This is a genomic window from Microbispora sp. H10836, assembly GCF_012999525.1.
In the GTDB taxonomy this organism is placed as follows: domain Bacteria; phylum Actinomycetota; class Actinomycetes; order Streptosporangiales; family Streptosporangiaceae; genus Microbispora.
The window spans coordinates 339,269-359,736 of sequence record NZ_JABBWU010000002.1; the positions used below are offsets into that span (position 1 = coordinate 339,269).

Genomic DNA, 20,468 nt, shown 5'->3' on the forward strand with positions numbered 1-20,468 from the left:
ACACTGCTACGGCGGCTCGGTGAGGGCGGGATGGGAATCGTCCATCTCGCGCGTGATCCGTCGGGCCGGCCGGTGGCCGTCAAGATCATGCGCCCGGAACTGGCGGCCGGGCCGGAGTTCCGGCGGAGGTTCGCCCAGGAGGCGCAGGCCGCCCAACGGGTCGCTCCGTTCTGCACCGCGGCCGTGCTCGACTCCGGACTGGACGGTGACCAGGCGTATCTGGTCACCGAATACGTGGAAGGGCCCGACCTCGGCTCGCTGATCAGGGATCAGGGGCCGCTCACCGGCGGAAGCCTGCAGGCCCTGGCCGTCGCGACGGCCGCCGCCCTGGTCGCCATCCACGCGGCCGGCGTCGTGCACCGGGATCTGAAGCCGTCGAACATCCTGCTCGGCGTGCTCGGGCCCAAAGTGATCGATTTCGGCATCGCCCGGCTGGCCGACGCCGACGCCACCCGGACGGGTTCCGTCGTGGGCACCCCCGCATACATGGCCCCGGAGCAGGCGAACGGCGAACCGATCACCGCGGCGGCCGACGTCTTCGCCTGGGGATGCGTGATCGCCTGCGCCGGCACCGGCAGCCCGCCCTTCGGCAGCGGCACCCCGACCGAGGTGCTCTTCCGCGTGGTGTCCCGGCCGCCGCGGCTCGACGGCCTCGACGAGCGCCTGCGCCCGCTGGTGGAGCGGGCGCTGGACAAGGACCCCGCCCGCCGCCCCACCGCCCAGGGGCTCCTCGACGCGCTGCTCGGCCGGGAGAGCGCCGGGATCGAGACGGCCACCCGGGTGGTCGGGGACACCTGGACCCCGGTGGTCGCTCCGTCCGCCACGCTCGCGGCCCCCGTTCCGCAGAGCCGGCGCGGGCGGCACCGGTGGCCGTACCTCGCGGCGGCGGTGCTCGCCCTGGCCGCCGCGGCGACGGCGCTGGTCATCGTCCGGCCGTGGGAGTCGAAGGGCAACCTTCCGGGCACGCCCGCGACCACCCGTGACATGGAGATCGATAAGAATCCGATGCGGGTCCAGATCACCGAAGCGGTCCGGCTGCGCGACGGCGACGTCCGGCTGAGGTGGGCGCTCACGAACAGGGGTCCGAACGCCTGGATATTCATGGACGACTTCGGCAGGAGTGCGCTCGACTACTCGGTGTCCCGGGTCGGCCTGACGACGCCGGGGGGCAAGGAGCCCCTCTATCCGACCTGGAAGGACGGCGCGTGCGTGTGCAGCTCCGGGGTCACGGCGGTGCGCTCCGGTGAGGAGATGCGGTTCTACGCGGTCTACACGTCCGTGCCCGAGGAGGCGGAGTCGGTGGACGTCGACATCCCCCGCCTGGGTGTCTTCCGGAATGTGTCGATATCTGACGCCTGAGGCGCACTCGGCTTACCGGCGAGGCGCGCTCGGATAGGGTTGGAGGCATCGCGACTGGCGCTGACGTGCTCCTGTGGCGCGTCGCTAGGTGGGGCACCACCGGGGAGCGAATTCGCGGAGGCCGTGCGCCTGGGTCGCCGCCGAAGAGTCGACGTGGAGAAGGAAGGCGCCATGGCTGAGAACTCGCTGAACGTCGTCGATCCCGAGATCGCCGAGCTGATCAGGGCGGAGGAGCGGCGGCAGGCCGACACCGTCAAGCTGATCGCGTCCGAGAACTACGTGTCCAGGGCCGTCCTGGAGGCGACCGGGACCGTCCTCACCAACAAGTACTCCGAGGGCTACCCGGGCAAGCGCTACTACGAGGGCCAGCAGGTCATCGACAAGATCGAGACGCTGGCCATCGAGCGGGCCAAGTCGGTCTTCGGCGTGGCCCACGCCAACGTCCAGCCCTACTCGGGCTCGCCCGCCAACCTCGCCGTCTACCTGGCGTTCCTGAACCCGGGCGACACGGTGCTCGGCATGGGCCTGCCGTTCGGCGGCCACCTCACCCATGGCTGGTCGGTGTCCGCCACCGGCAAGTGGTTCAACTCGGTCAAGTACGGCGTGCGCCGCGACACCGGCCGCATCGACATGGACGAGGTGCGCGCGCTGGCGCTCGAGCACCGGCCCAAGCTGATCTTCTGCGGCGGCACCGCGATCCCGCGCACGATCGACTTCCCGGCCTTCGCCGAGATCGCCAAGGAGGTCGGCGCGGTGCTCGCGGCCGACATCGCCCACATCGCGGGCCTCGTCGCCGGCGGCGCCCACCCCTCGCCGGTCGGGCACGCGGACGTGATCTCCACGACCACCCACAAGACCCTGCGCGGCCCGCGCGGCGCGATGCTCATGGCGAACACCGACGAGGTCGCCAAGGCGCTCGACAAGGCCGTGTTCCCCGGCCTGCAGGGCGGCCCGCACAACCACACCACCGCCGCCATCGCCGTCGCCCTGCACGAGGCCGCCCAGCCGGACTTCAAGGCGTACGCCGCGCAGATCGTGAAGAACGCGAAGGCGCTCGCCGACGAGCTGCTCGCCCGCGGGTTCGACCTGGTCTCCGGCGGCACCGACAACCACCTGATCCTGATGGACCTCACGTCCAAGGGCGTCGGGGGCAAGCCGGCCGCGCAGGCGCTCGACCGGGCGGGCCTGGAGACCAACTACAACACCGTGCCCTTCGACCCGCGCAAGCCGTTCGACCCGTCCGGTATCCGCATCGGCACGCCGTCGGTCACCTCGCGTGGGATGGGCGAGGCTGAGATGCGCCAGATCGGCGCGTGGATGGACGAGGTCGTCACCGCAGTGGCGAAGGGCGACGCGGAGGACGTGATCGCGCGGGTGCACGGCGAGGTCACCGAGCTGACGAGCCGGTTCCCCGCGCCCGGCCTGTCCTGATCACCCGGATCGACCGCGACGGCTCCCCGCGCAGGTGGCGGGGAGCCGTTCCCGTACCGGGCGGTCGGCCGAATCGCCTGCGGTGTGATGAAGCGGATTAATTCGGTTGCGGGGAGCGGCTGACGGGCTGCTAGTGTTCCCCCCATCGCCGCGATCTGTGCGGCCTAGGACCAGGGAGGTGAGGACTATGCGGGTCTTTCTGACGACCATGCCGTCCGTCAACTCCCGGGTGTCCGCCTAGTCTCCTCTCGCTGGGACGCCCGGTTTCCGAAGGGTGTTCACCAGCAGTGTTCAACGAACTTTCTCTTCTCGGCTGGCACGAGGGGCTCGCGGAGCAGCTCCCCGACCTGCCCGGCGGCGCCGTTCCCGCGCGTGTGGCCCGGGTCGACCGGGGCGCCGCCGAGGTCATCGCCGCCGACGGAACCCATCAGGCGCGGTTCGGCGCCCGCGTACGCAGGGCCGCGGCGGCCGACCCGCTCGCGCTTCCGTGCGTGGGGGACTGGGTCGCGCTCAACCGGCTCGACCTGTCCTCATCCCACGGAGGCCGCTACGAACTGGCCGAGGTGCTGCCCCGCCGTACGGCCTTCGTCCGGGGCGGGGTGAGCCGCGACTCGCGCGGAGGGCTGTCGGGCGACGGCCAGGGCCAGGTCCTGGCCGCCAACGTCGACGTGGTCTTCGTGGCCGAGCCGTCCATGCACGCCACGGATTTCGCCGATCTCGGCAGGATCGAGCGCCTCGTGGCGCTCGCCTGGGAGAGCGGCGCCCGTCCGGTCGTGCTCGTCACCAAGGCCGATCTCTTCGAACAGGGACTCGGCGATCTCCTCGCCGACGTCGAGGCGGCGGCGCCGGGCGTCGACGTCCATCCGGTCTGCTCACTCACCGGCGACGGGGTGGAGCTGGTGCGTGCCCACCTCGGCGCCGCCGGGACCGCCGTGGTCCTCGGACCGTCGGGCGCGGGCAAGTCGACGCTCGTCAACGCACTCGCCGGCGCGGAGGTCATGGAGACCCAGCAGGTCAGGGCCGCCGACGGGCGGGGCAGGCACACGACCGTCCACCGGCAGCTCATCCCGCTGCCCGGCGGCGGGCTCGTCATCGACACCCCCGGCATCCGCCGGGTCGGACTGTACGAGATGAGCGAGGGCGTCGGCCTGGTCTTCGGCGACATCGAGGAACTGGCCGAGGGCTGCCGGTTCTCCGACTGCCGGCACCATGAGGAGCCGGGCTGCGCCGTGCTGGCCGCGGTGGAGTCGGGCGAGCTGCCCGAGCGGCGGCTGGAGAGCTGGAACAGGCTGCAGCGCGAGGCCGCCTGGATGGCCCGCCGGACCGACGCCCGGCTGCGCGCCGAGGAGACCCGCAAGTGGAAGGTCATCCACAAACAGATGCGGGGCAGAAGTCGCCCGTAGGACGGCGCCGTCCCACCGCGGCGTGCCGTGCCCACCGGCCGCGGTGGGACGCGGTGGGACGCGGTGGGACGAGGTGGTCGCGGTGGGACGGAAGGCACACGAAGGGCGCCCCGGGTGCGCCGTCCTCTTCGGGGGACGGGACGCGGGGCGCCCAGCGGTGACGCGTGTCGGGGAAGGGGAAAACGCTCAGGCGACGGCGCTGATGCCGGCGCTGGCAGCGCGGCGCATACGGCGGCGACGCTCGGACGCGCGCTCGTCCTCGTTGAGGCCGCCCCACGTGCCGTACTTCTCCGGCCGGGAGAGCGCGTAGTCGAGGCACTCCGCTCGCACAGGACACTGGGCGCAGATGGCCTTGGCCTTGCGCTCCCGGATGTCGCGCTCGGGCTGACGCTCACCGTCAGGACCGAAGAACAGCACCAGGTCCTCTCCCCGGCACGCGGCATCATCCTGCCAACCCCAGCTGGGGCGCGGGCGGGCGAGCTGCCGACGTACCTGAGACATGAGAAACCACCTTTGGTGAGAGGTATTTCAGTGTTCGTGCCGCTTTGGACGCTTGTGGCGTCCCTTGTGCCAACGCCGGGATAGGCCGTGGTGTTCCCGGCTCCGGGCAGGAGCCCTCAGGTCAATACCGGCGTGAGCTCGCTCAGTTCGGCCAACCTGTAGGTCGGGATTCCGTCGGCGCAAGTCGTTCCGCACGGTGCCGTGAACACCGCGGGTTCGACCACGACCCGGAATCGCGACGTCCCACGCTCCGTCGTGCGCCGCACGACGCAGATCGTGGTGTCGTCAACCGACCGGGAGGATTCCACGGCCACCCCGCCGACCGAGATCTCGCCGGTATGCGCCCGGACGAAGTGCTCGGCGGCCTGCAGTGGCTCAGGGATACCCGCGCGTCCCCGGAAACGGTCGAGGACGACCTCGCCGTGCCGGTACGCGTTTGCCGCCGCGATCGCAGCAGCCTGAGACATGCTGCCGTAGTAAAGCCCGTGTGGCAAGCATACGAGGTTGGCGGCGTATCGATCGCCGCCGACATGTGTGGTTTCCCACACTTCGCCGGGCAGGTTCTCGTCCAGGAACCGGGCCAGCGGGAGTCCGAGGCGCGCACAGCACGCGTTGTGCCTGCCGTGCGTGCAGACCAGGTACATCGGCTCGTTCACCAGTATGCAGGACTCCGGAACCACTCCGTGCACGAGTGCGCCCAGGTCAAGATCGTCGGGGCGCTCCAGGAAGCCCTCCGCGAGCCACGGGTGGTCCACCGCGGCGGCGGCGACGTAGACGTGCAGGGGGCCGGTGAGGGCCTCGCGGCGGCCGGGCCGGCGGATCAGCTGCGGCCGGATGTCCAGTGCCCTGGCGCGGGAGACCAGCCGGTGGACATCCTCGGGCAGCCGGCACTCCTCCAGCTCCGCGGCCCAGGGCCCCGCGTGCTCGATGAGCAGCCAGAAACGGCCCTTCTTGGTCGCGCTCGCCAGGATCGGCGCCTCCCCCGAGTGGCAGGCGGCGGGGTGCTCGCACCCGTTGGCCATCCGGTCCCGTCCTTCTCTCGCGTTTCTTAGGTAAGACTTACCTTAGCGACTTGTGGAAGTGGGTGCGGAGGCAGGGCTGTAAATCCCCATTAAATCCATAATTGTCCGGATACAGCCGTGGCCGTCCGAATCCGCGGCACGAGGGCGTCGTACTCAGGCCGAGGGCGAGCGGCGGTGCGGACGCGGCCGCGCGTCAGGAGTAGGCGAGGGCGGCTTCGGCGGCGGGGAGGGCCGCCGCCCGGTCCTCGGGAACCAGGCCGATCCTCGTCCGCCGGTCCAGCAGGTCGGCGGTGTCCAAAGCGCCCTCGTGACGCACGGCCCACACCAGTTCGGCCCGGGTGATCCCCAGCGCCACCGGCTCGGCCAGCGCCGGGTCCGCGCGCATCAGCTCGCGCAGCGCCCAGGCCTCCGAGCCGTACCTGCGGGCCAGCCGCCCGGGCGTGCCCGGCCGCACCGGTCCGGCCCCCACGAGGGGCAGCCGCGCCGTACGGCTCGCACGCGCTAGGGGGCACGCGGCGTCGACGGCGTCCTCGGCCATCCGCCGGTAGGTGGTGAGCTTCCCGCCCACGACCGTCACGACGCCGTCCGGCGAGCGCAGTACGGCGTGGCGGCGGGACAGGTCGGCCGTCGGCCCGCCGGCGGAGGCCCGCGCGCCGGCCGCGTCGGTCGTGTCGGTCGTGTCGACCAGGGGCCGCAGCCCGGCGAAGGCACCGGCGACGTCCGCGCGGGACAGCGGCCGGTCCAGTGCCGTCCCGAGGACCTCGAGCAGGAACGCGACGTCGCTCTCGGGCGCCTCGGGGACGTCGGGGATCGGGCCGTCCAGCGGTTCGTCGGTCAGCCCGGCGTAGACGCGCCCGTCGGCCTGGGGGAGCACCAGCGCGAAGCGGGCGCGCTCGCCGGGGATCGGCACGTGCAGCCCCGCGCGCAGCGCGCCGAGCGCCCCGGGGCGCAGCACGAGGTGCGTGCCCCGTGAGGGGCGCAGCGCCACCGACGGCGTCAGCCCACCGGCCCACACTCCGGTCGCGTTGATCACCGCGCGGGCCCGGATGTCGAACTCCTCGCCGGTCAGCTCGTCACGCACCCGGGCGCCGTCCCCCGCCAGGGTCAGCGCCCGGCAGCGGGTGAGGATCCGCGCGCCGTGGGCGGCGGCCGTCCGTGCCAGCGCGACGACCAGGCGGGCGTCGTCCACCACCCGGCCGTCCCACGACAGCAGCGCCCCGCGCAGGTCGTCCACGCGCAGGGCCGGGGCGAGCGTGAGGGCCCGCTCCGCCCCCAGCCGGGAGGGACCCGGCAGCAGCCGCCGCGGCGTGCCCGCGGCGGCCCGCAGCGCGTCGCCCAGGCGGTAGCCCGCCATGACGGTCGCGGCCCGGGCCCGGGGGACGGCCGGCGTCAGCGGCAGCAGGTACGGGTGGGCGGAGACCAGATGGGGCGCGGTGAAGCGCAGCAGGGCGTCGCGCTCCACCGCGCTCTCCCGGGCCACGCCGACCTGCCCGCTCGCGAGGTAGCGCAGCCCGCCGTGGATCAGCTTCGAGCTCCACCGGGAGGTGCCGAACGCCAGGTCGTGAGCGTCCACGGCGGCCACCGACAGCCCGCGTGAGGCGGCGTCGAGCGCCGCTCCGGCCCCCGTCGCCCCCAGGCCGACCACGAGCACGTCGACGACGTCCGTGCGCGCCTCACCGAGCTCCCAGAGGCGCCTGGCGGCATTGAGTGAGGAGTTCATGCCCTCTCCACTACTTGGGGATTACTCTTGAGTAACCTACCTGGAGGCGTCACGGACATGGAAACCCCTCTCACCTCGGCGGAACCCATGCTCTGGTCGGGCTGGGGCGATCCCGCCAAGGCCGCCGAGCTCCCCGCGCCGGTGCGTGACCTGCTCGCCGAGCTCCTCGGCGTCCGGGCGCCCGCCGTGCCGGCGGCGACGTTCGGCGAGGTGCGGCTGCCGCCCGTGGCGCTGCCGCCGCCCGTCCTGGCCGCGCTGGCCACCGTGGTGGGGGACGAGCACGTGCGAGCCGACGACGACGCCCGCATCCGCCACACCCGGGGCAAGTCCACCCCCGACCTGCTGCTCATGCGCGCGGGGGACGCCTCGGACGCGCCCGACGCCGTCGTGCTCCCCGGCTCTCACGACGAGGTGGCCGCCGTGCTGCGCCTGTGCGCGGAGCACCGGGTGGCCGTGGTGCCGTTCGGCGGCGGCACCTCGGTGGTCGGCGGGCTCGTCGCGGCCCGGCCCGGCTTCGCGGGCGTGGTCGCGCTGGATCTGGCCAGGCTCAACCGGCTCGTCTCCGTCGACCCCGTGTCCATGGTCGCGGAGCTGGAGCCGGGCCTGCGCGCGCCGCAGGCCGAGCAGCTGCTCGCGGGGCACGGGCTGACGCTCGGGCACTTCCCCCAGTCGTACGAGTACGCGACGCTCGGCGGGTTCGCGGCGGCCAGGTCCAGTGGGCAGGCCTCGGCCGGGTACGGCAGGTTCGACGACATGGTCGCCGGTCTGACCGTCGCGACGCCCCGGGGCACGCTGGAGATCGGCCGCGCGCCCAGGTCGGCCGCCGGCCCCGACCTGCGCCAGGTGTTCCTGGGCTCCGAGGGCGCCCTCGGGGTGATCACCTCGCTGCGGCTGCGGGTGCACCGCACCCCGGCCGTCAGGGCGTACGAGGGCTGGCGGTTCGGGAGCTTCGCGGCGGGGACGGCGGCCGTGCGGCGGCTCGCGCAGGAGGGCCCGCCTCCCACGGTGCTGCGGCTGTCGGACGAGACCGAGACCATGGTCGGGCTGGCGAAGCCCGCCGATCTCGGCGCGGCCGGCCGCGACTCCGGCTGCCTGCTGGTGGCGGGCTTCGAGGGCGCCCCGGGTGACGTGGCCCACCGGCGGGACCGGGCCGCCGCCGTGCTGGCCGAGGCGGGCGGCGTCCACCTGGGGCCGGAGCCGGGGGAGAAGTGGGCGCAGGGCCGGTTCTCCGCGCCCTACCTGCGTGACTCCCTGCTGGCCGCCGGGGCGACCGTGGAGACGCTGGAGACCGCCGGCTTCTGGTCGAACCTGCCGCGCCTGTACGACGCCGTACGGCTCGCCCTGCTCGGCGCGCTGGGCTCGCCCCTGGTCATGTGCCACATCTCCCACGTCTACGCCACGGGGGCCTCGCTGTACTTCACCGTGGTGACCGCGCAGACCGCCGACCCGCTCGCGCAGTGGGCGGCGGCCAAGCGCGCCGCGAACGAGGCGATCGTGCAGGCGGGCGGCACGATCTCACACCACCACGGCGTCGGCCGCGACCACCGCGAGGCGTACGCCGCGGAGATCGGCGACCTGGGCGGCGAGATCCTGCGGGGGATCAAGGAACGGCTCGACCCTGCCGGGATCCTCAACCCGGGTGTGCTTATCCCCTAGAGACGCCAAGATTGTTCCCATGGTCGATGTGGGCGCGGCCGCCGCGCGGGGGAAGCAGGTCTCGTCACGGGTGTCGCAGGCCGGAGCGGGCTGGGACTGCCAGGAGATCGGCTCCTTCGACGCGCTGCGGCCCGACCGGAACTCCTTCAGCTGGCTGAACCCCGCGACGCTGTGGCGCTCGCGCAACGAGGTCCTCGCCCAGCTGTTCGGCGACCCCTCGCCGCAGGTGCGCCGCCGCTGGGTGGCCTCGCAGCGCGAGCGCGGCGTCGACGAGGACTTCCGGGTGCGCCTCGACCTGGGCGAGGAGTTCTCGTTCCTGGTGCTCGGCGACACCGGAGAGGGCGACGCCTCGCAGTACGCGGTGGTGCCCGGGATGCTCAAACTCGGCGAGGGCACCTCGTTCGCCGTCATCGCGAGCGACGTGATCTACCCGACCGGCTCGGGCAACGAGTACCGCGACAAGTTCTTCCGGGCGTACAAGGACTACCCGGCCCCGATCTTCGCCGTGCCCGGCAACCACGACTGGTACGACGGGCTCGGCGGCTTCATGCGGGTCTTCTGCGACGCCCGCCCCCTGTCCGCCGAGCGCAGGGGATTCCGGTTGTCGCCCGGCGGGCTGCGCGGGCTGCTGTGGAAGAAGCCCGAGACGATCGACGAGGACGCCCTCGCCGAGGCCAGGAAGATGCGGCCCGACCCCGGCCCGGCGCTGCCGGGGCCGTACTGGGTGCTCGACACCGGACGCCTGCTGCTCGTGGGCATCGACACCGGCATCAAGGGCACGCTCGACCGCGAGCAGGGCGAGTGGCTGCGCCGGGTCTCCGCCGGCCCCCGCCCGAAGATCCTGATCACCGGCAAGCCGATCTACGTCAACAACGCCTACCATCCCTGTCCCATCGAGGGCGGCGGCACGGTGGACGAGGTGGTCCGCGACCCCGCGCACAACTACGTCGCGGCCATCGGCGGCGACGTGCACAACTACCAGCGCTACCCGGTCCGGGCGGAGGGCAGGCTCATCCAGTACGTCGTGTCCGGGGGTGGCGGGGCGTTCATGCACGCGACCCACACCATCCCCCGGGTGGACGCCGGCGGCGTCCACGAGGACGACTTCAAGTGCTATCCGCTGCGCGGCGACTCGCTGTCGTTCTACAGCCTGCTCTACAGCAGGAGGCTGCGGCTGCGCGGGCTGTACATCACGCCGGAGGAGGGGCTGGCCCTGATGTCCCGGCGGATCGGCAACGCCCCGCCCCGGCCCACGCCGGGAGCGCCGATTGGCGCGCGGGTGAGGTGGGCGGCCCGGCTGCTCGGCGGCTGGCCGATGCCGTTCCGCCTGCCGGTGGGCCGGGTCTTCCACCGGTACATCTCCGAACTGTCCGACTGGGACACCCCGCCCTTCTTCAAGAGCTTCCTCCACCTGTCGGTCACCGGGGACACACTCCGGCTGCGCTGCTTCGCCGCCACCGGCTGCCTCCCGCAGGAGGAGGAGCCCCCGCTGGAGGACGAGGTCGAGATCCCGCTCTGACCTCGTACGGCGTCCTCGCGGACGGCGGGCGGCGGGACCGGCCACGGGGCGTGACGGCGGGACCGGCCACGGGGCGGGCGGCGGGACCGACCGGCGGGTGAACTGTCGGTGACGCCTGGCACGCTGGTGGAGTGCACGTTGTGGTCGCGGCCGACGCCGAAGGAGGCGGGACGATCCGGCCCCTCGGAGAGCACGGGCAGCTCGGCGATCTCGGGCAGCTCGGTGAATTCGGGAGGCTCGGTGATCTCGGGGGGCCTGCTTCCGGGGGACGCGGTGACCTCGGGGAGTCCGGTGACTCCGGGGGCGCCGGTGAATTCGGGGTGCCCGGGGCGCCGTGGAGGCCGCAGGCGCACGGGGGGCACGCGATCAGGGTGCCCGATCTCGCCGTGGCCGTGCGGTCGCTGGAGGCCGCCGCACGGCCCCGCTGGGTGTGGGCCGACGCGCGCCGCGTCTACCCGGCGCTCCTGTCCGCGGGCGTACGGCTGTCGCGCTGTCACGACGTCGCGCTGACCGAGGGACTGCTGCTGGCTGCCGACGGCCGTTACGGAGAGCCCAGGCAGGTCCGTGCGGCCTACGCGCGCCTGCACGGCCTCCCCGTGCCCGACGACCCCCACGAGGCCGCAGAGGGGCATCAGGCGGGCGGCACGCAGGCGAGCCTGTTCGAGCCCGCGGCCCCCGGGCACGACGTCCCCGAGGCCGACATGGTCGCCGAGGTGTTCGAGGACCAGCGCCGCCGGATCGCGCGTACGCCCGATCCGGGGCGGTTCCGCCTGCTCGTCGCCGCCGAGTCGGCCGGTGCGCTGGTCGCCGCCGAGATGGCCCACGAGGGCATGCCGTGGCGGGAGGACGTCCACGACGCGCTGCTGACCGACGTGCTCGGGCCCCGGCCCGCCCACGGCATGCGGCCCGCGAAGCTCCAGGCGCTGGCCGACGAGGTTTCGGCCGCCTTCGGCCACCTCGTCAACCCCGACTCCCCGCAGCAGATCGTCCGGGCGTTCAAGACCACGGGGATCGAGATCCCGTCCACCCGCTCCCATGTGCTGAAGACGGTCGACCACCCGGCCGTCGCGCCGTTGCTCGCGTACAAGGAGCTGGCCCGCCTGCACAGCTTCCACGGCTGGACCTGGGCCGCGCAGTGGGTCAGCGGCCACCGCTTCCGCCCCGAGTACGTCGTGGGCGGAGTGGTGAGCGGCAGGTGGGCCACCAGCGGCGGCGGGGCGCTGCAGATCCCCAAGGTGATGCGCAGGGTCGTGGTGGCCGACGACGGCTGCACGCTCGTGGTGGCCGACGCCGCACAACTCGAACCCCGGGTGCTGGCCGCGCTGTCCGGCGACCGGGGGCTCGCGCGGGCCGCCGGGGAGATCGACCTGTACGCCGCGCTGGCCCAGGCGTTCGGCGGGGTCCGCGAGTCGGCCAAGATCGCGATGCTGTCCGCGATGTACGGGGGGACCAGCGGCGACGCCTCCAAGCTGCTTGCCGTCATGCGGCAGCGGTTCCCCAAGGCGTACGCGTTCGTGGAGGACGCGGCCCGCGCGGGGGAGGAGGGGCGGCTGGTGCGCTCGTGGCTGGGCCGCACCTGCCCGCCCCCGTCCGAGCGGTGGCGGCGCCTGGTGGCGGGTCCCGAGGGCGCCCGGGCGGCCAGGGACCGGGGGAGGTTCACCCGCAACTTCGTCGTGCAGGCCACGGCGGCCGAGTGGGCGCTGACGCTCCTGGCGGTGCTGCGGGGGCTCCTGCCCGACGCGGCGAGGCTGGTGTTCTTCCAGCACGACGAGGTGATGGTGCACTGCCCGCTCGGCCTGGCCGGTGAGGTCCGCGAGGCCGTGGGGCAGGCGGCGGAGGAGGCGACCCGGCTGCTGTTCGGCGATACCACGGTCCGCTTCCCGATGGAGGCGGTTGCCGTCAGCTGCTACGCCGACGCGAAGTGACCCCTGCCGGGGTCACGCGGGGCGGAAGGTGCTCCAGAGGGCCTGCCGCACCGGTGCGGCGGACTCGTTCCAGTCGAAGTCGGGCGAGGCGAACATGATCGCGTAGGCGCGCCCGCCGGTCGCCTCCACATACCGGATCACCGCGTGGACGGTGACCTCGCTGGTGTTGGTGTAGGTGTACTCCCAGTCGGCCGCGGGGTAGCGGTAGTCCACCTGGCGCAGCTGGATCTGCGTGTAGTCGGTGAAGTCCTTGATGTCGAGGTTCTGCTCGGCGGCCCGCAGCGCCGTGAGGCCGCCGTCCGGGATCCTCTTGATCGTGATGCTCTGCCCGCTGTCCTTCGGGCCCGTGAGCCTGACGGCCCCGTCCTCGACCGTGGCGGACCACTCCTTCGGCACCGCCAGCGACACGCCGCCCTCGGTCACCTGGCGGTAGCCCTCGGGCACGCGTACGGCCGACAGCGGGCGCTCGGACGGCGCGTCGCTCGTCCCGGCCGAGGAGGTCGCCGCCGCCGTCGTGGTGTCCGGCCGGGCGGCCACGGTCTCGTCGTCGTCCGGACCGCTCGGCAGCAGCACGAGCACGATCGCGACGATGACCGCGACCACGGCCACGCCGACCACGACCAGGAGGAGCTTCGACCGGCCGTCGGAGCCGGGGACCTCGTCGGCCCGCTCCTTGCGCCTGCGCCCGACCCCGGGCCGGTGCGGGCCCGTGGCCTCCGCGGCCGGTTCGGAGCCGGCGGCCTGCACCGCACCGGCCTGCACCGCACCGGTTTGCGCCGCGCCGCCCTGTGCTGGGAAGGCCTGTGCTGGGAAGGCCTGCGCGGCAGGGGACGCGTACTGCCCCGGCCGGTGCGGCGGCTGCGCGGTCGCGCCCAGATCGCCGGGCATGTCACCCGAGGTGGGCGTCGGCCACATGGCCTCCTTCGGCCGTTCCGGCGCGTGCGTCGACCCCGAGGGGGACGACAGCGGGTCGAAGGCCATGTCGGGGGAGGGCATCTGCCCGAAGGCGGCCACGGGCCCGAACGCCCCCGGAGGCTCGTACGCGGGCTCGTCGGGCCGGGCGTCCACGGAGTGGGACCCGGCGGGGCGCGCCGCGGCGCCGCCGGGCACGCTCTCCGCCGTGAGCGGCACGCGGACCGGCCCCGAGGGCGTCTCGATGATGCGCGAGGGCAGCGGCCCCGAGGGGATGTCGAGCGGCGGAAGCAGGCCCGCGGGCGTGGAGTCCTGCGGCGTCGGCACCGAGGACGGCGTCCCCGCGCGGCCCGGCAGCCCGGCGCCGTGGCTGTGCAGCACGCGCTCCAGCATCTCCGCGACCTGCGCGGCCGGAAGGCGGTCGGCCGGGTTCTTGCGGAGCAGGCCCTCGATGACCGGCAGCAGCGCCCCCGCCCGGCGAGGCCGGTTGGGCTCCTGCGTCAGCACCGCGCCGAGCACGGCGACCGCGTCCGGTCCCTCGTACGGCGGGCGGCCCTCCACGGCGGCGTACAGCGTCGCGCCGAAGGACCACAGGTCGGCGGCATGGGTGATCGGGCGGCCCTGCAGGCGCTCCGGCGGGATGTACGCCGGCGAGCCCATCAGCAGCCCGGTCTGCGTGATCGTGACGTCGCCCTCTATGGCGGCGATGCCGAAGTCGGTGAGCACCACGCGGTCGGCGGTGAGCAGCACATTGCCGGGCTTCACGTCCCGGTGGAGGATGCCGGCGGCGTGGGCGTGGCGCAGCGCGTCGAGCACCCGGATGCCGATCTCGGCGGCCTGCACGACCGGCAGCGGCCCGCTCTGCCGCACGGCCTGCTCCAGGGACCAGGCGCGGACGAGCTCCATGACGATCCACGGCCGCCCGTCCTCCTCCACGACGTCGTGGACGGTGACGATGCCGGGATGGCTGAGCCGGGCGGCCGAGCGCGCCTCGCGCAGCACCCGCCGATGCGCCGTCTGCGCGCCGGCGGGGTCGAGCCCGAACGGCAGGAGCAGCTCCTTGACCGCGACGTCCCGGTCCAGCAGCACGTCGTGGGCGTGCCAGACCATCCCCATGCCGCCGCGGCCCACCGGGGACAGCAGCCGGTAGCGCCGGCCGACGAGACGTCCCTGCCCTTCGGGCACGCCCCCGGAGGGGACTCGGCCCACAGGTCCCTGACCCTCTGGCATAGGGGGGACCATACCGAGCAGGCGATCCGTCGTCATAGATAAGGTCCCCAATTCACGCTCGATCCGCAAGATCCCCCGAACGGACCGTGCGAATTGCATCGGATATCTGAGGTTGACGACGATATTACGGTCTGATGACGGTCAAAGGGAATTCACGCGTCCGCCAGCGCGTCGAGAGCGGCCGTGAAGGCCTCGGCCGGCGGGCTCACCAGACCCGCTCCCACCTGCCCGGTTCCCGCGATCCTGCCGGCGATTCCGGTGTTGACGACGGGCAGCGAACCGGTTCTGGCCACGAGCGCCACGTCGATGCCGGCGGGCGTGCCGCGGAAGCCCAGCCCGGGAATCTGGTACGCCGGGTGCTCGGCCATGGTGATCTCGTACATCGAGGTCGTGGCCGCGACGGCGTCGGACACCTCGCCGCCGACGAACCGGACGATCGCGGGGGCCGCCGCCATCGCGAAGCCGCCCAGGCCCGCCGTCTCGGTGATCGTGGAGTCGCCGATGTCGGGATTGGCGTCGTCCGGGCCGTACCCCCCGAGGTACAGGCCGTCGGGCACCCCGGCAGGGCCGGTGAACCACCGGTCGCCGAGGCCCGACACCTGTATTCCGAAATCCGTTCCATTGCGCGCCATGGCCACGACCAGGCTCGATCCGGGTACGCCGCGGGCCGCGTCGGCACTGACTTTCGCCGCCGCCATTCCCGCGTTCAGGAAGAAATGATCATTTCCATTGATGAAACGCAGCACCTCGGCCGCGCGGTCCGGAGCGGCCTCCACGATCGCGGGCGCGATCTCGCGCACCAGCAGGGACGTCGCCGCGCGGTTGCGATTGTGCAGCTCGTCGCCCATCTGCAGCGCCTGGGCGATGAGCGTGCGCAGGTCGAGCGGGCCGCAGCGCTCCAGCGCCGCCGCCAGCACCGGCCCGAGCACCTCGCCCATCCAGCGCAGCCGCCCGATGACCTCGGGTCCGTACGCGCCGTAGCGCAGGACCTTGCCCAGCCCCTCGTTCAGCGAGCAGTACGCCGTGCCGCCGTGCTCGGCGTCGGTCACCTCCAGCATCCACATCGACGGGCTGACGACGCCCGCCATGGGGCCGACCGTGCGGTGGTGGTGACAGGGGTCGAGGCTGATCCCCGCGCCGGAGGCCAGGCGGTCCTCCGCCTCCTCGGGAGTGGCGGCCAGGCCCTCGAACAGCATCGCCCCGGTGAGCGCCCCGCGCATCGGGCCGGAGGCGCGCTCCCAGGTGATTGGCGGGCCGGCGTGGAAGAACTCCCCGGCCAGCAGGCCCAGGACCGCACGTGCCGGACGCACGCCGGTCAGCATCGGCCGCGCCGACAGCATCCTGCCGACGGCGGTGGCGTTGGCGCCCTCGCGGCGGGGGTCGGCGAGCACCCGGGCGAGGGCCGCGGAGGTGCCCGGCAGCGGCGGCCGCCAGTCGACCTCACACCGCGGCACGGCCTGCCGCTCCAGCGCCTCGCCCAGAACCTGCGCCCCCACGGTGACCACCCGCGGCTCGCCGTACAGCATGGAGAGGGTCATCGGGCTCCGATCATGGTCGGCGCGGCCACGCCCGTCACCCGCCCGCCAGGAGGCGGGCGTGCCGGGCGGCCGCGGCGTTGGAGGTGAAGACCACCGCCCCGGCCTCGTTGAGCCGGGCGGCCTGGGCACGCAGCCCCTGCGGGTCGCCGTCGGTGCCGACGAGGGCCACGACCACGTCCACGCCCCTGGCCACGGCCTCGCGCACGGCGGGCGCGAGCCAGGAGGACGGGTCGGGATCGGCGCCGTGCCCGAGCACGACGTCCATCAGCACGACGCCGGAGGCGACGCCGCGCAGCGCCTCCAGACGCAGCGCCGGGTCGATCATCGGATGGGCCCGGCCCCGGGTGTAGGAGTCGTCGCCGAAGTCGGTGAACTCGCCGTCGCCCGCGACCAGGGCGGCTTCCGCGCACAGTGTGCCGCCGGCGTAGAGCCCCCGCAGAGGCCCGCGCCGCGCCGCCACGCCGTCGCCCGCCGCGTCCGCGCCGTGCGGCGCGGGGGGCCGGGCCGCCGGGGTGACGGGGGCGGGCCAGGAGGGCCACTCGGGCACGTCGCGGCCGAGGGCGCGCAGCACCTTCTCCGCGGCGGTGGTCAGGTCGTCCTGCCCCGGCCCGAGCAGCGCGGCGACGACCGGCGTCGCCAGGTCGAGGTCCCGTACGGCGCGGGCCACCTCGGGGGCGGGAGGCTTGGAGACCAGCACGATCAGCTCGGTCGCCGGGTCCTCGTCGAGCGCGCGCAGAGCCTGCACCGCCGAGCGCCCGCCCACCTCGGCGGACAGGTCCCTGCCGCCCACGCCGAGCACGTGGGACACGCCGACGCCGGCGAGGTCGAGCAGGCTCGTCACCTGCTGCGCGCCCGTTCCCGAGGCGGCCACGACGCCCACCGGCCCGGGGCGCAGGACGTTGGCGAAGCCCAGGCCGGCCCCGCCGACGACCGCGGTGCCGCAGTCGGGCCCCATCACGAGCACACCCTTGGCCCGCGCCCGGTCCTTGAGCAGGATTTCCTGCTCCACCGGCACGTTGTCACTGAAGATCATTACGGAGAGCCCGGCCTCCACGGCGTCGAGCGCCTCGGCGAAGGCGTGCTCGCCCGGCACGCTCACCAGCGCCAGCGTCGCCTCGAAGGCCCGCGCCGCCGACCGGGTGGTGCGCGGCGGCGCCTCGTCCCGCGTCCCGCTCGCCGGTGCCCGTGCGGCGAGCTGTCGTTCCAGTTCGGCGGCGGCGTCCTCCAGCTCCGCGGGGGAGGAGGCCCGCACCGCCACCAGCAGGTCGCCGGGCGTCGCGGGCGGCACCGCGAAGCCGAGATCGTGGGCGAGAGCCGTGTTGAGCTCCGTGGCCATCGCGACGACGGCGACGGTCACTCCGGGCTGTCCGGTGAGGGCCCGGCTCACCCGCATCAGCGTCACGGAGTCGCGGTAGACCCCGGGGCGTACCTCGACCAGGTCGTTCACCGGCCCTCCCGAAGGGCGAGTACGGCGGACAGGCCGATCTGCACGCCCCACGCCAGGTCGGCGCCCGAGGTGTGGCCGAGGCGGAGCAGGCGGTGCACGGCCGGATCGAGCGGCTGGTGCCCGGCCACGCCGCGCAGCACCCCGGTGACCTCCGGGCTCGCCTCGCCCCTCGCGGCGCAGTGCAGCAGGGTGGCCGAGACAGGGGTGGTCCGGGTGCGGGCGTCGTAGGTGACGGCGGCGGCCAGCCAGTCCGCGAGCCAGACGGCGCGCGGCACGTCCGCCGCCGCGCCGAGATGCCGCAGCGCGACCAGCAGGCCGGCGATCATGTCGTCGCCGCTCGGGGTCAGCCCCGGGCCGAGGCCGATCAGCCGCTCGGCCGCGGTGATGCTGTCCAGCAGCGAACCCGCCAGGCAGCCGTGCTCCAGCAGCGCCGGGGCGCCGCCCGGGTCCAGCCCCGGCCGCCGGGGCGAGGCCGCGCGGGCGCGGCCGAGCAGTCCGGGCGCGGCCGCGAGCCGTACGGGGTCGGCGGGGGCGAGCGGGGGAGCGGGGTCCCACCAGCGGCGCACGCGGATCGACAGGCCGCCGACCTCGACGGAGCCCTCCCCGACCCAGGCGTCGTCGCCCGCCGACACCCCTTCGACGGGCCCGGCGAGCACCACGGCGTTGGGCAGGCGGGTCGCCTCGCCCGTCACCACGGCGACGACGTGCGGCTCGGTCTCGCTCCTGATCTCCAGGTAGAGCGCGAGGGGAAAGGCCGCGAGCACCCGGGCCGGACGGCGGGGCGCCTCGAGCGCGGGCCGTACGGCCGTACTCGCGGCGCCGCTCACGTAGGCGGGGGCCGCCGGGGGGCGGGACGCGGGCGCCGCCGCCCGCGCTCTCGGGCGCGTGCCAACACTCACCGGACCTCCCGAAGCCAGTCGTTGCCGACGCTAAAGCCCGGTCTCCCCCCTCCGTACGGAGAAAGATGCCAACAGTCGGCCGAATGCTTGGCTCTTCCTGACAGGACCGGTGCTCGGGCACAATCGGCGTGAGACGTCCCCGGACCGAGCCCGACGCAGTGAGCGGAGTGGTCCGCGAGGTACGAGCGGCCCGCGTAGCGAACGAGGAGCGGTGAGCGACCAACGAGAAGGAGCGGTGACCCGAGGACGTCGGGACCCCCTTCGGCAAGCAGGACCGGAGACGGCATTGCAGAACGACCCGGCCCCGCCCGCGATGCGCCTGGCGAGCACCGGAACGATCCTCCACGGCGTGTCGGTGGGGGAGGTGCTCGGAGTCTCGACGCTGGCGGACGCCCGCCTGATCGCCGGTCGGGGCGGCCTCGACCGCATCGTGCAGCGCCTCAACGTGATGGAGGTGCCCGACATCCTCGCCTGGGTGAAGCCGCATGAGCTGCTGCTCACCACGGGCTACCCGCTGCGCAACACGCCGCAGTCGCTCGACCGGCTCGTGGCCGACCTGGACGAGCGCGGCCTGGCCGCTCTGGCGATCAAGCTCGGCCGCTATCTGGACGAGCTCCCGGGGGAGATGGTCGAGCAGGCCGACCGGCTGGGCTTCCCGCTCATCCTGCTGCCCAACGACGTCGGCTTCGACGACATCCTCAACCAGGTGCTCACCGACATCCTCAACCGGCAGGCGGCGATCCTCGCCCGCACGGAGGAGGCGCACCGGGCGCTCGTGCAGATCGTGCTCGCGGGGGGCGGGATGCGTGAGGTCACGGCGGAGGTGGCCGGGCTGCTGCAGGTGGCCGTGGGGGCGGCCGACGCCGCAGGCCACTTCCTCGCCACCGCGGGGGAGCCCGCGCAGGTGGCCCGGCTGCGGGAGATCAACGCGGCCCTCGCGCGGACGCCGGCCGCCCCGCCCGCCGGCGGCGACGGGCACCATGCCGCCGTCCCGATCGTCGCGGGCGGGCACCACCACGGGAGGATCGCGGCCTACAGCGCCCACGGCACGCTGACTCCCAGCGACATCGGGATCCTGGAGCGCGCCGCGACCGTCGCCGCGCTGGTGATCACCAAGCAGGAGGCGGTCACCGCCGTCGAGAGCAAGTACCGCGCGGACTTCCTGCGGGACGTGCTCACCGGCAGGGGCGGGCTGCGGGTGGCCGAGCGCGCCCAGGCGTTCGGCTGGGACCTGGAGCGCCCGGTGAGCGTGCTGGTCGCCGAGATCGACCCCGACGCCGAGGAACGGCCGCTTCAGGACCGCATGCTGGCGGCGTGGCAGGCGTCGGTGCGCAAGCACGACCCGCGCGGCGCGGTCGCCGGCTTCTCCCACGAGGTCGTGGCGATCGTCGGGGCGGCCGCCGATCCGGCCAGGGTGGCCAGGGACGCGCTCGCCGCCGTCTCCGACGGCACGTTCTCCACCGGCCTCAGCCGGGTCGCCTCCGGCGTGGACGCCCTGCCCGGCGCGTACGGCCAGGCGCTGAAGGCCGCCAGGGTGGGCCGCCAGCTCCATGGGGCGGGCGCGGTCGCCCACTTCGACGAGCTGGGGGTCTACCGGCTGCTCTCGCTGGTGAACGACACCGACGAGCTGCACGCCTTCGTCCGGGAGACCCTGGGCCCGCTGGCGGGGGACGACGACGCCGAGAACGCCGACCTGCGGCGCACCCTGCAGGCGTTGCTGGAGACCAACCTCAACGTCGCCGAGACCGCGCGCCGGCTGCACTTCCACTACAACACGCTGCGCTACCGGATCGGGAAGCTGGAGCGCATGCTGGGCAACTTCACCGAGGACGCGCACCTGCGGCTCAACCTCACCCTCGCCCTGCACGTGCTGCGCATGCGGGGTATCTAGGTCGTGCCCCTTAGA

General features: G+C 73.9%; 14 protein-coding genes and 1 riboswitch. Of the genes, 7 read left to right on the forward strand and 7 right to left on the reverse strand.

Going from position 1 to position 20,468, the window contains the following annotated elements; genetic code table 11:
* Positions 1 to 3: 3 nt before the first annotated feature.
* From HHX30_RS06290 to rsgA, 3 genes are all read left to right on the forward strand, one after another.
* On the forward strand, positions 4 to 1,359 hold the full coding sequence (locus tag HHX30_RS06290) for a serine/threonine-protein kinase (protein ID WP_283246701.1): 1,356 nt from the start codon (positions 4 to 6) through the stop codon (positions 1,357 to 1,359).
* 40 nt (positions 1,360 to 1,399) lie between these two features.
* A riboswitch (ZMP/ZTP riboswitch) is annotated at positions 1,400 to 1,501 on the forward strand.
* Between the two features lie 29 nt (positions 1,502 to 1,530).
* Entirely contained in the window at positions 1,531 to 2,790 is a 1,260-nt protein-coding gene (gene glyA, locus HHX30_RS06295; RefSeq protein WP_169980315.1) for a serine hydroxymethyltransferase, read from the forward strand.
* A 287-nt stretch (positions 2,791 to 3,077) separates the two neighbouring features.
* Positions 3,078 to 4,193, forward strand: a complete 1,116-nt coding sequence (gene rsgA / locus HHX30_RS06300) for a ribosome small subunit-dependent GTPase A (protein ID WP_169980317.1) — start codon at positions 3,078 to 3,080, stop codon at positions 4,191 to 4,193.
* Between the two features lie 186 nt (positions 4,194 to 4,379).
* Here rsgA and HHX30_RS06305 read toward each other — a convergent pair whose 3' ends face one another.
* From HHX30_RS06305 to HHX30_RS06315, 3 genes are all read right to left on the reverse strand, one after another.
* Positions 4,380 to 4,694, reverse strand: coding sequence for a WhiB family transcriptional regulator (locus tag HHX30_RS06305; RefSeq protein WP_076434697.1), 315 nt, complete (start codon positions 4,692 to 4,694; stop codon positions 4,380 to 4,382).
* Between the two features lie 116 nt (positions 4,695 to 4,810).
* A complete protein-coding gene (locus HHX30_RS06310) occupies positions 4,811 to 5,716 on the reverse strand; it encodes a sucrase ferredoxin (RefSeq protein WP_169980319.1) in 906 nt (301 codons plus the stop codon).
* A gap of 193 nt (positions 5,717 to 5,909) precedes the next feature.
* A complete protein-coding gene (locus HHX30_RS06315) occupies positions 5,910 to 7,436 on the reverse strand; it encodes a glycerol-3-phosphate dehydrogenase/oxidase (protein WP_169980321.1) in 1,527 nt (508 codons plus the stop codon).
* Between the two features lie 57 nt (positions 7,437 to 7,493).
* Between HHX30_RS06315 and HHX30_RS06320 the strand changes: the two genes are divergently transcribed.
* The 3 genes from HHX30_RS06320 (at position 7,494) to HHX30_RS06330 (ending at position 12,536) form a co-directional block, all read left to right on the forward strand.
* Positions 7,494 to 9,092: an FAD-binding oxidoreductase gene (locus HHX30_RS06320; RefSeq protein WP_249349721.1), complete on the forward strand. Its 1,599-nt coding sequence runs from the start codon at positions 7,494 to 7,496 to the stop codon at positions 9,090 to 9,092.
* Positions 9,093 to 9,111: 19 nt separating this feature from the next.
* Complete coding sequence (locus HHX30_RS06325; protein ID WP_169980323.1) at positions 9,112 to 10,611, forward strand: metallophosphoesterase; 1,500 nt, start codon at positions 9,112 to 9,114, stop codon at positions 10,609 to 10,611.
* A 320-nt stretch (positions 10,612 to 10,931) separates the two neighbouring features.
* Entirely contained in the window at positions 10,932 to 12,536 is a 1,605-nt protein-coding gene (locus tag HHX30_RS06330; protein WP_169980756.1) for a bifunctional 3'-5' exonuclease/DNA polymerase, read from the forward strand.
* Positions 12,537 to 12,548: 12 nt separating this feature from the next.
* Here HHX30_RS06330 and HHX30_RS41355 read toward each other — a convergent pair whose 3' ends face one another.
* From HHX30_RS41355 to HHX30_RS43160, 4 genes are all read right to left on the reverse strand, one after another.
* Positions 12,549 to 14,633: a protein kinase domain-containing protein gene (locus HHX30_RS41355; RefSeq protein ID WP_311922137.1), complete on the reverse strand. Its 2,085-nt coding sequence runs from the start codon at positions 14,631 to 14,633 to the stop codon at positions 12,549 to 12,551.
* A 197-nt stretch (positions 14,634 to 14,830) separates the two neighbouring features.
* A complete protein-coding gene (locus HHX30_RS06340; protein ID WP_169980325.1) occupies positions 14,831 to 16,216 on the reverse strand; it encodes a DUF1116 domain-containing protein in 1,386 nt (461 codons plus the stop codon).
* A gap of 34 nt (positions 16,217 to 16,250) precedes the next feature.
* Positions 16,251 to 17,663, reverse strand: a complete 1,413-nt coding sequence (locus HHX30_RS06345) for an FdrA family protein (protein WP_311922138.1) — start codon at positions 17,661 to 17,663, stop codon at positions 16,251 to 16,253.
* On the reverse strand, positions 17,660 to 18,562 hold the full coding sequence (locus tag HHX30_RS43160; RefSeq protein WP_169980327.1) for a DUF2877 domain-containing protein: 903 nt from the start codon (positions 18,560 to 18,562) through the stop codon (positions 17,660 to 17,662). The genes HHX30_RS06345 and HHX30_RS43160 overlap by 4 nt, the downstream gene beginning before the upstream one ends.
* Positions 18,563 to 18,875: 313 nt before the next feature.
* Here HHX30_RS43160 and HHX30_RS06355 point away from each other — a divergent pair, with 313 nt between their 5' ends.
* Positions 18,876 to 20,453 carry a PucR family transcriptional regulator gene (locus HHX30_RS06355; protein ID WP_169980759.1) on the forward strand — a complete coding sequence of 526 codons (1,578 nt, stop codon included), beginning with the start codon at positions 18,876 to 18,878 and terminating at the stop codon, positions 20,451 to 20,453.
* Positions 20,454 to 20,468: the final 15 nt, after the last annotated feature.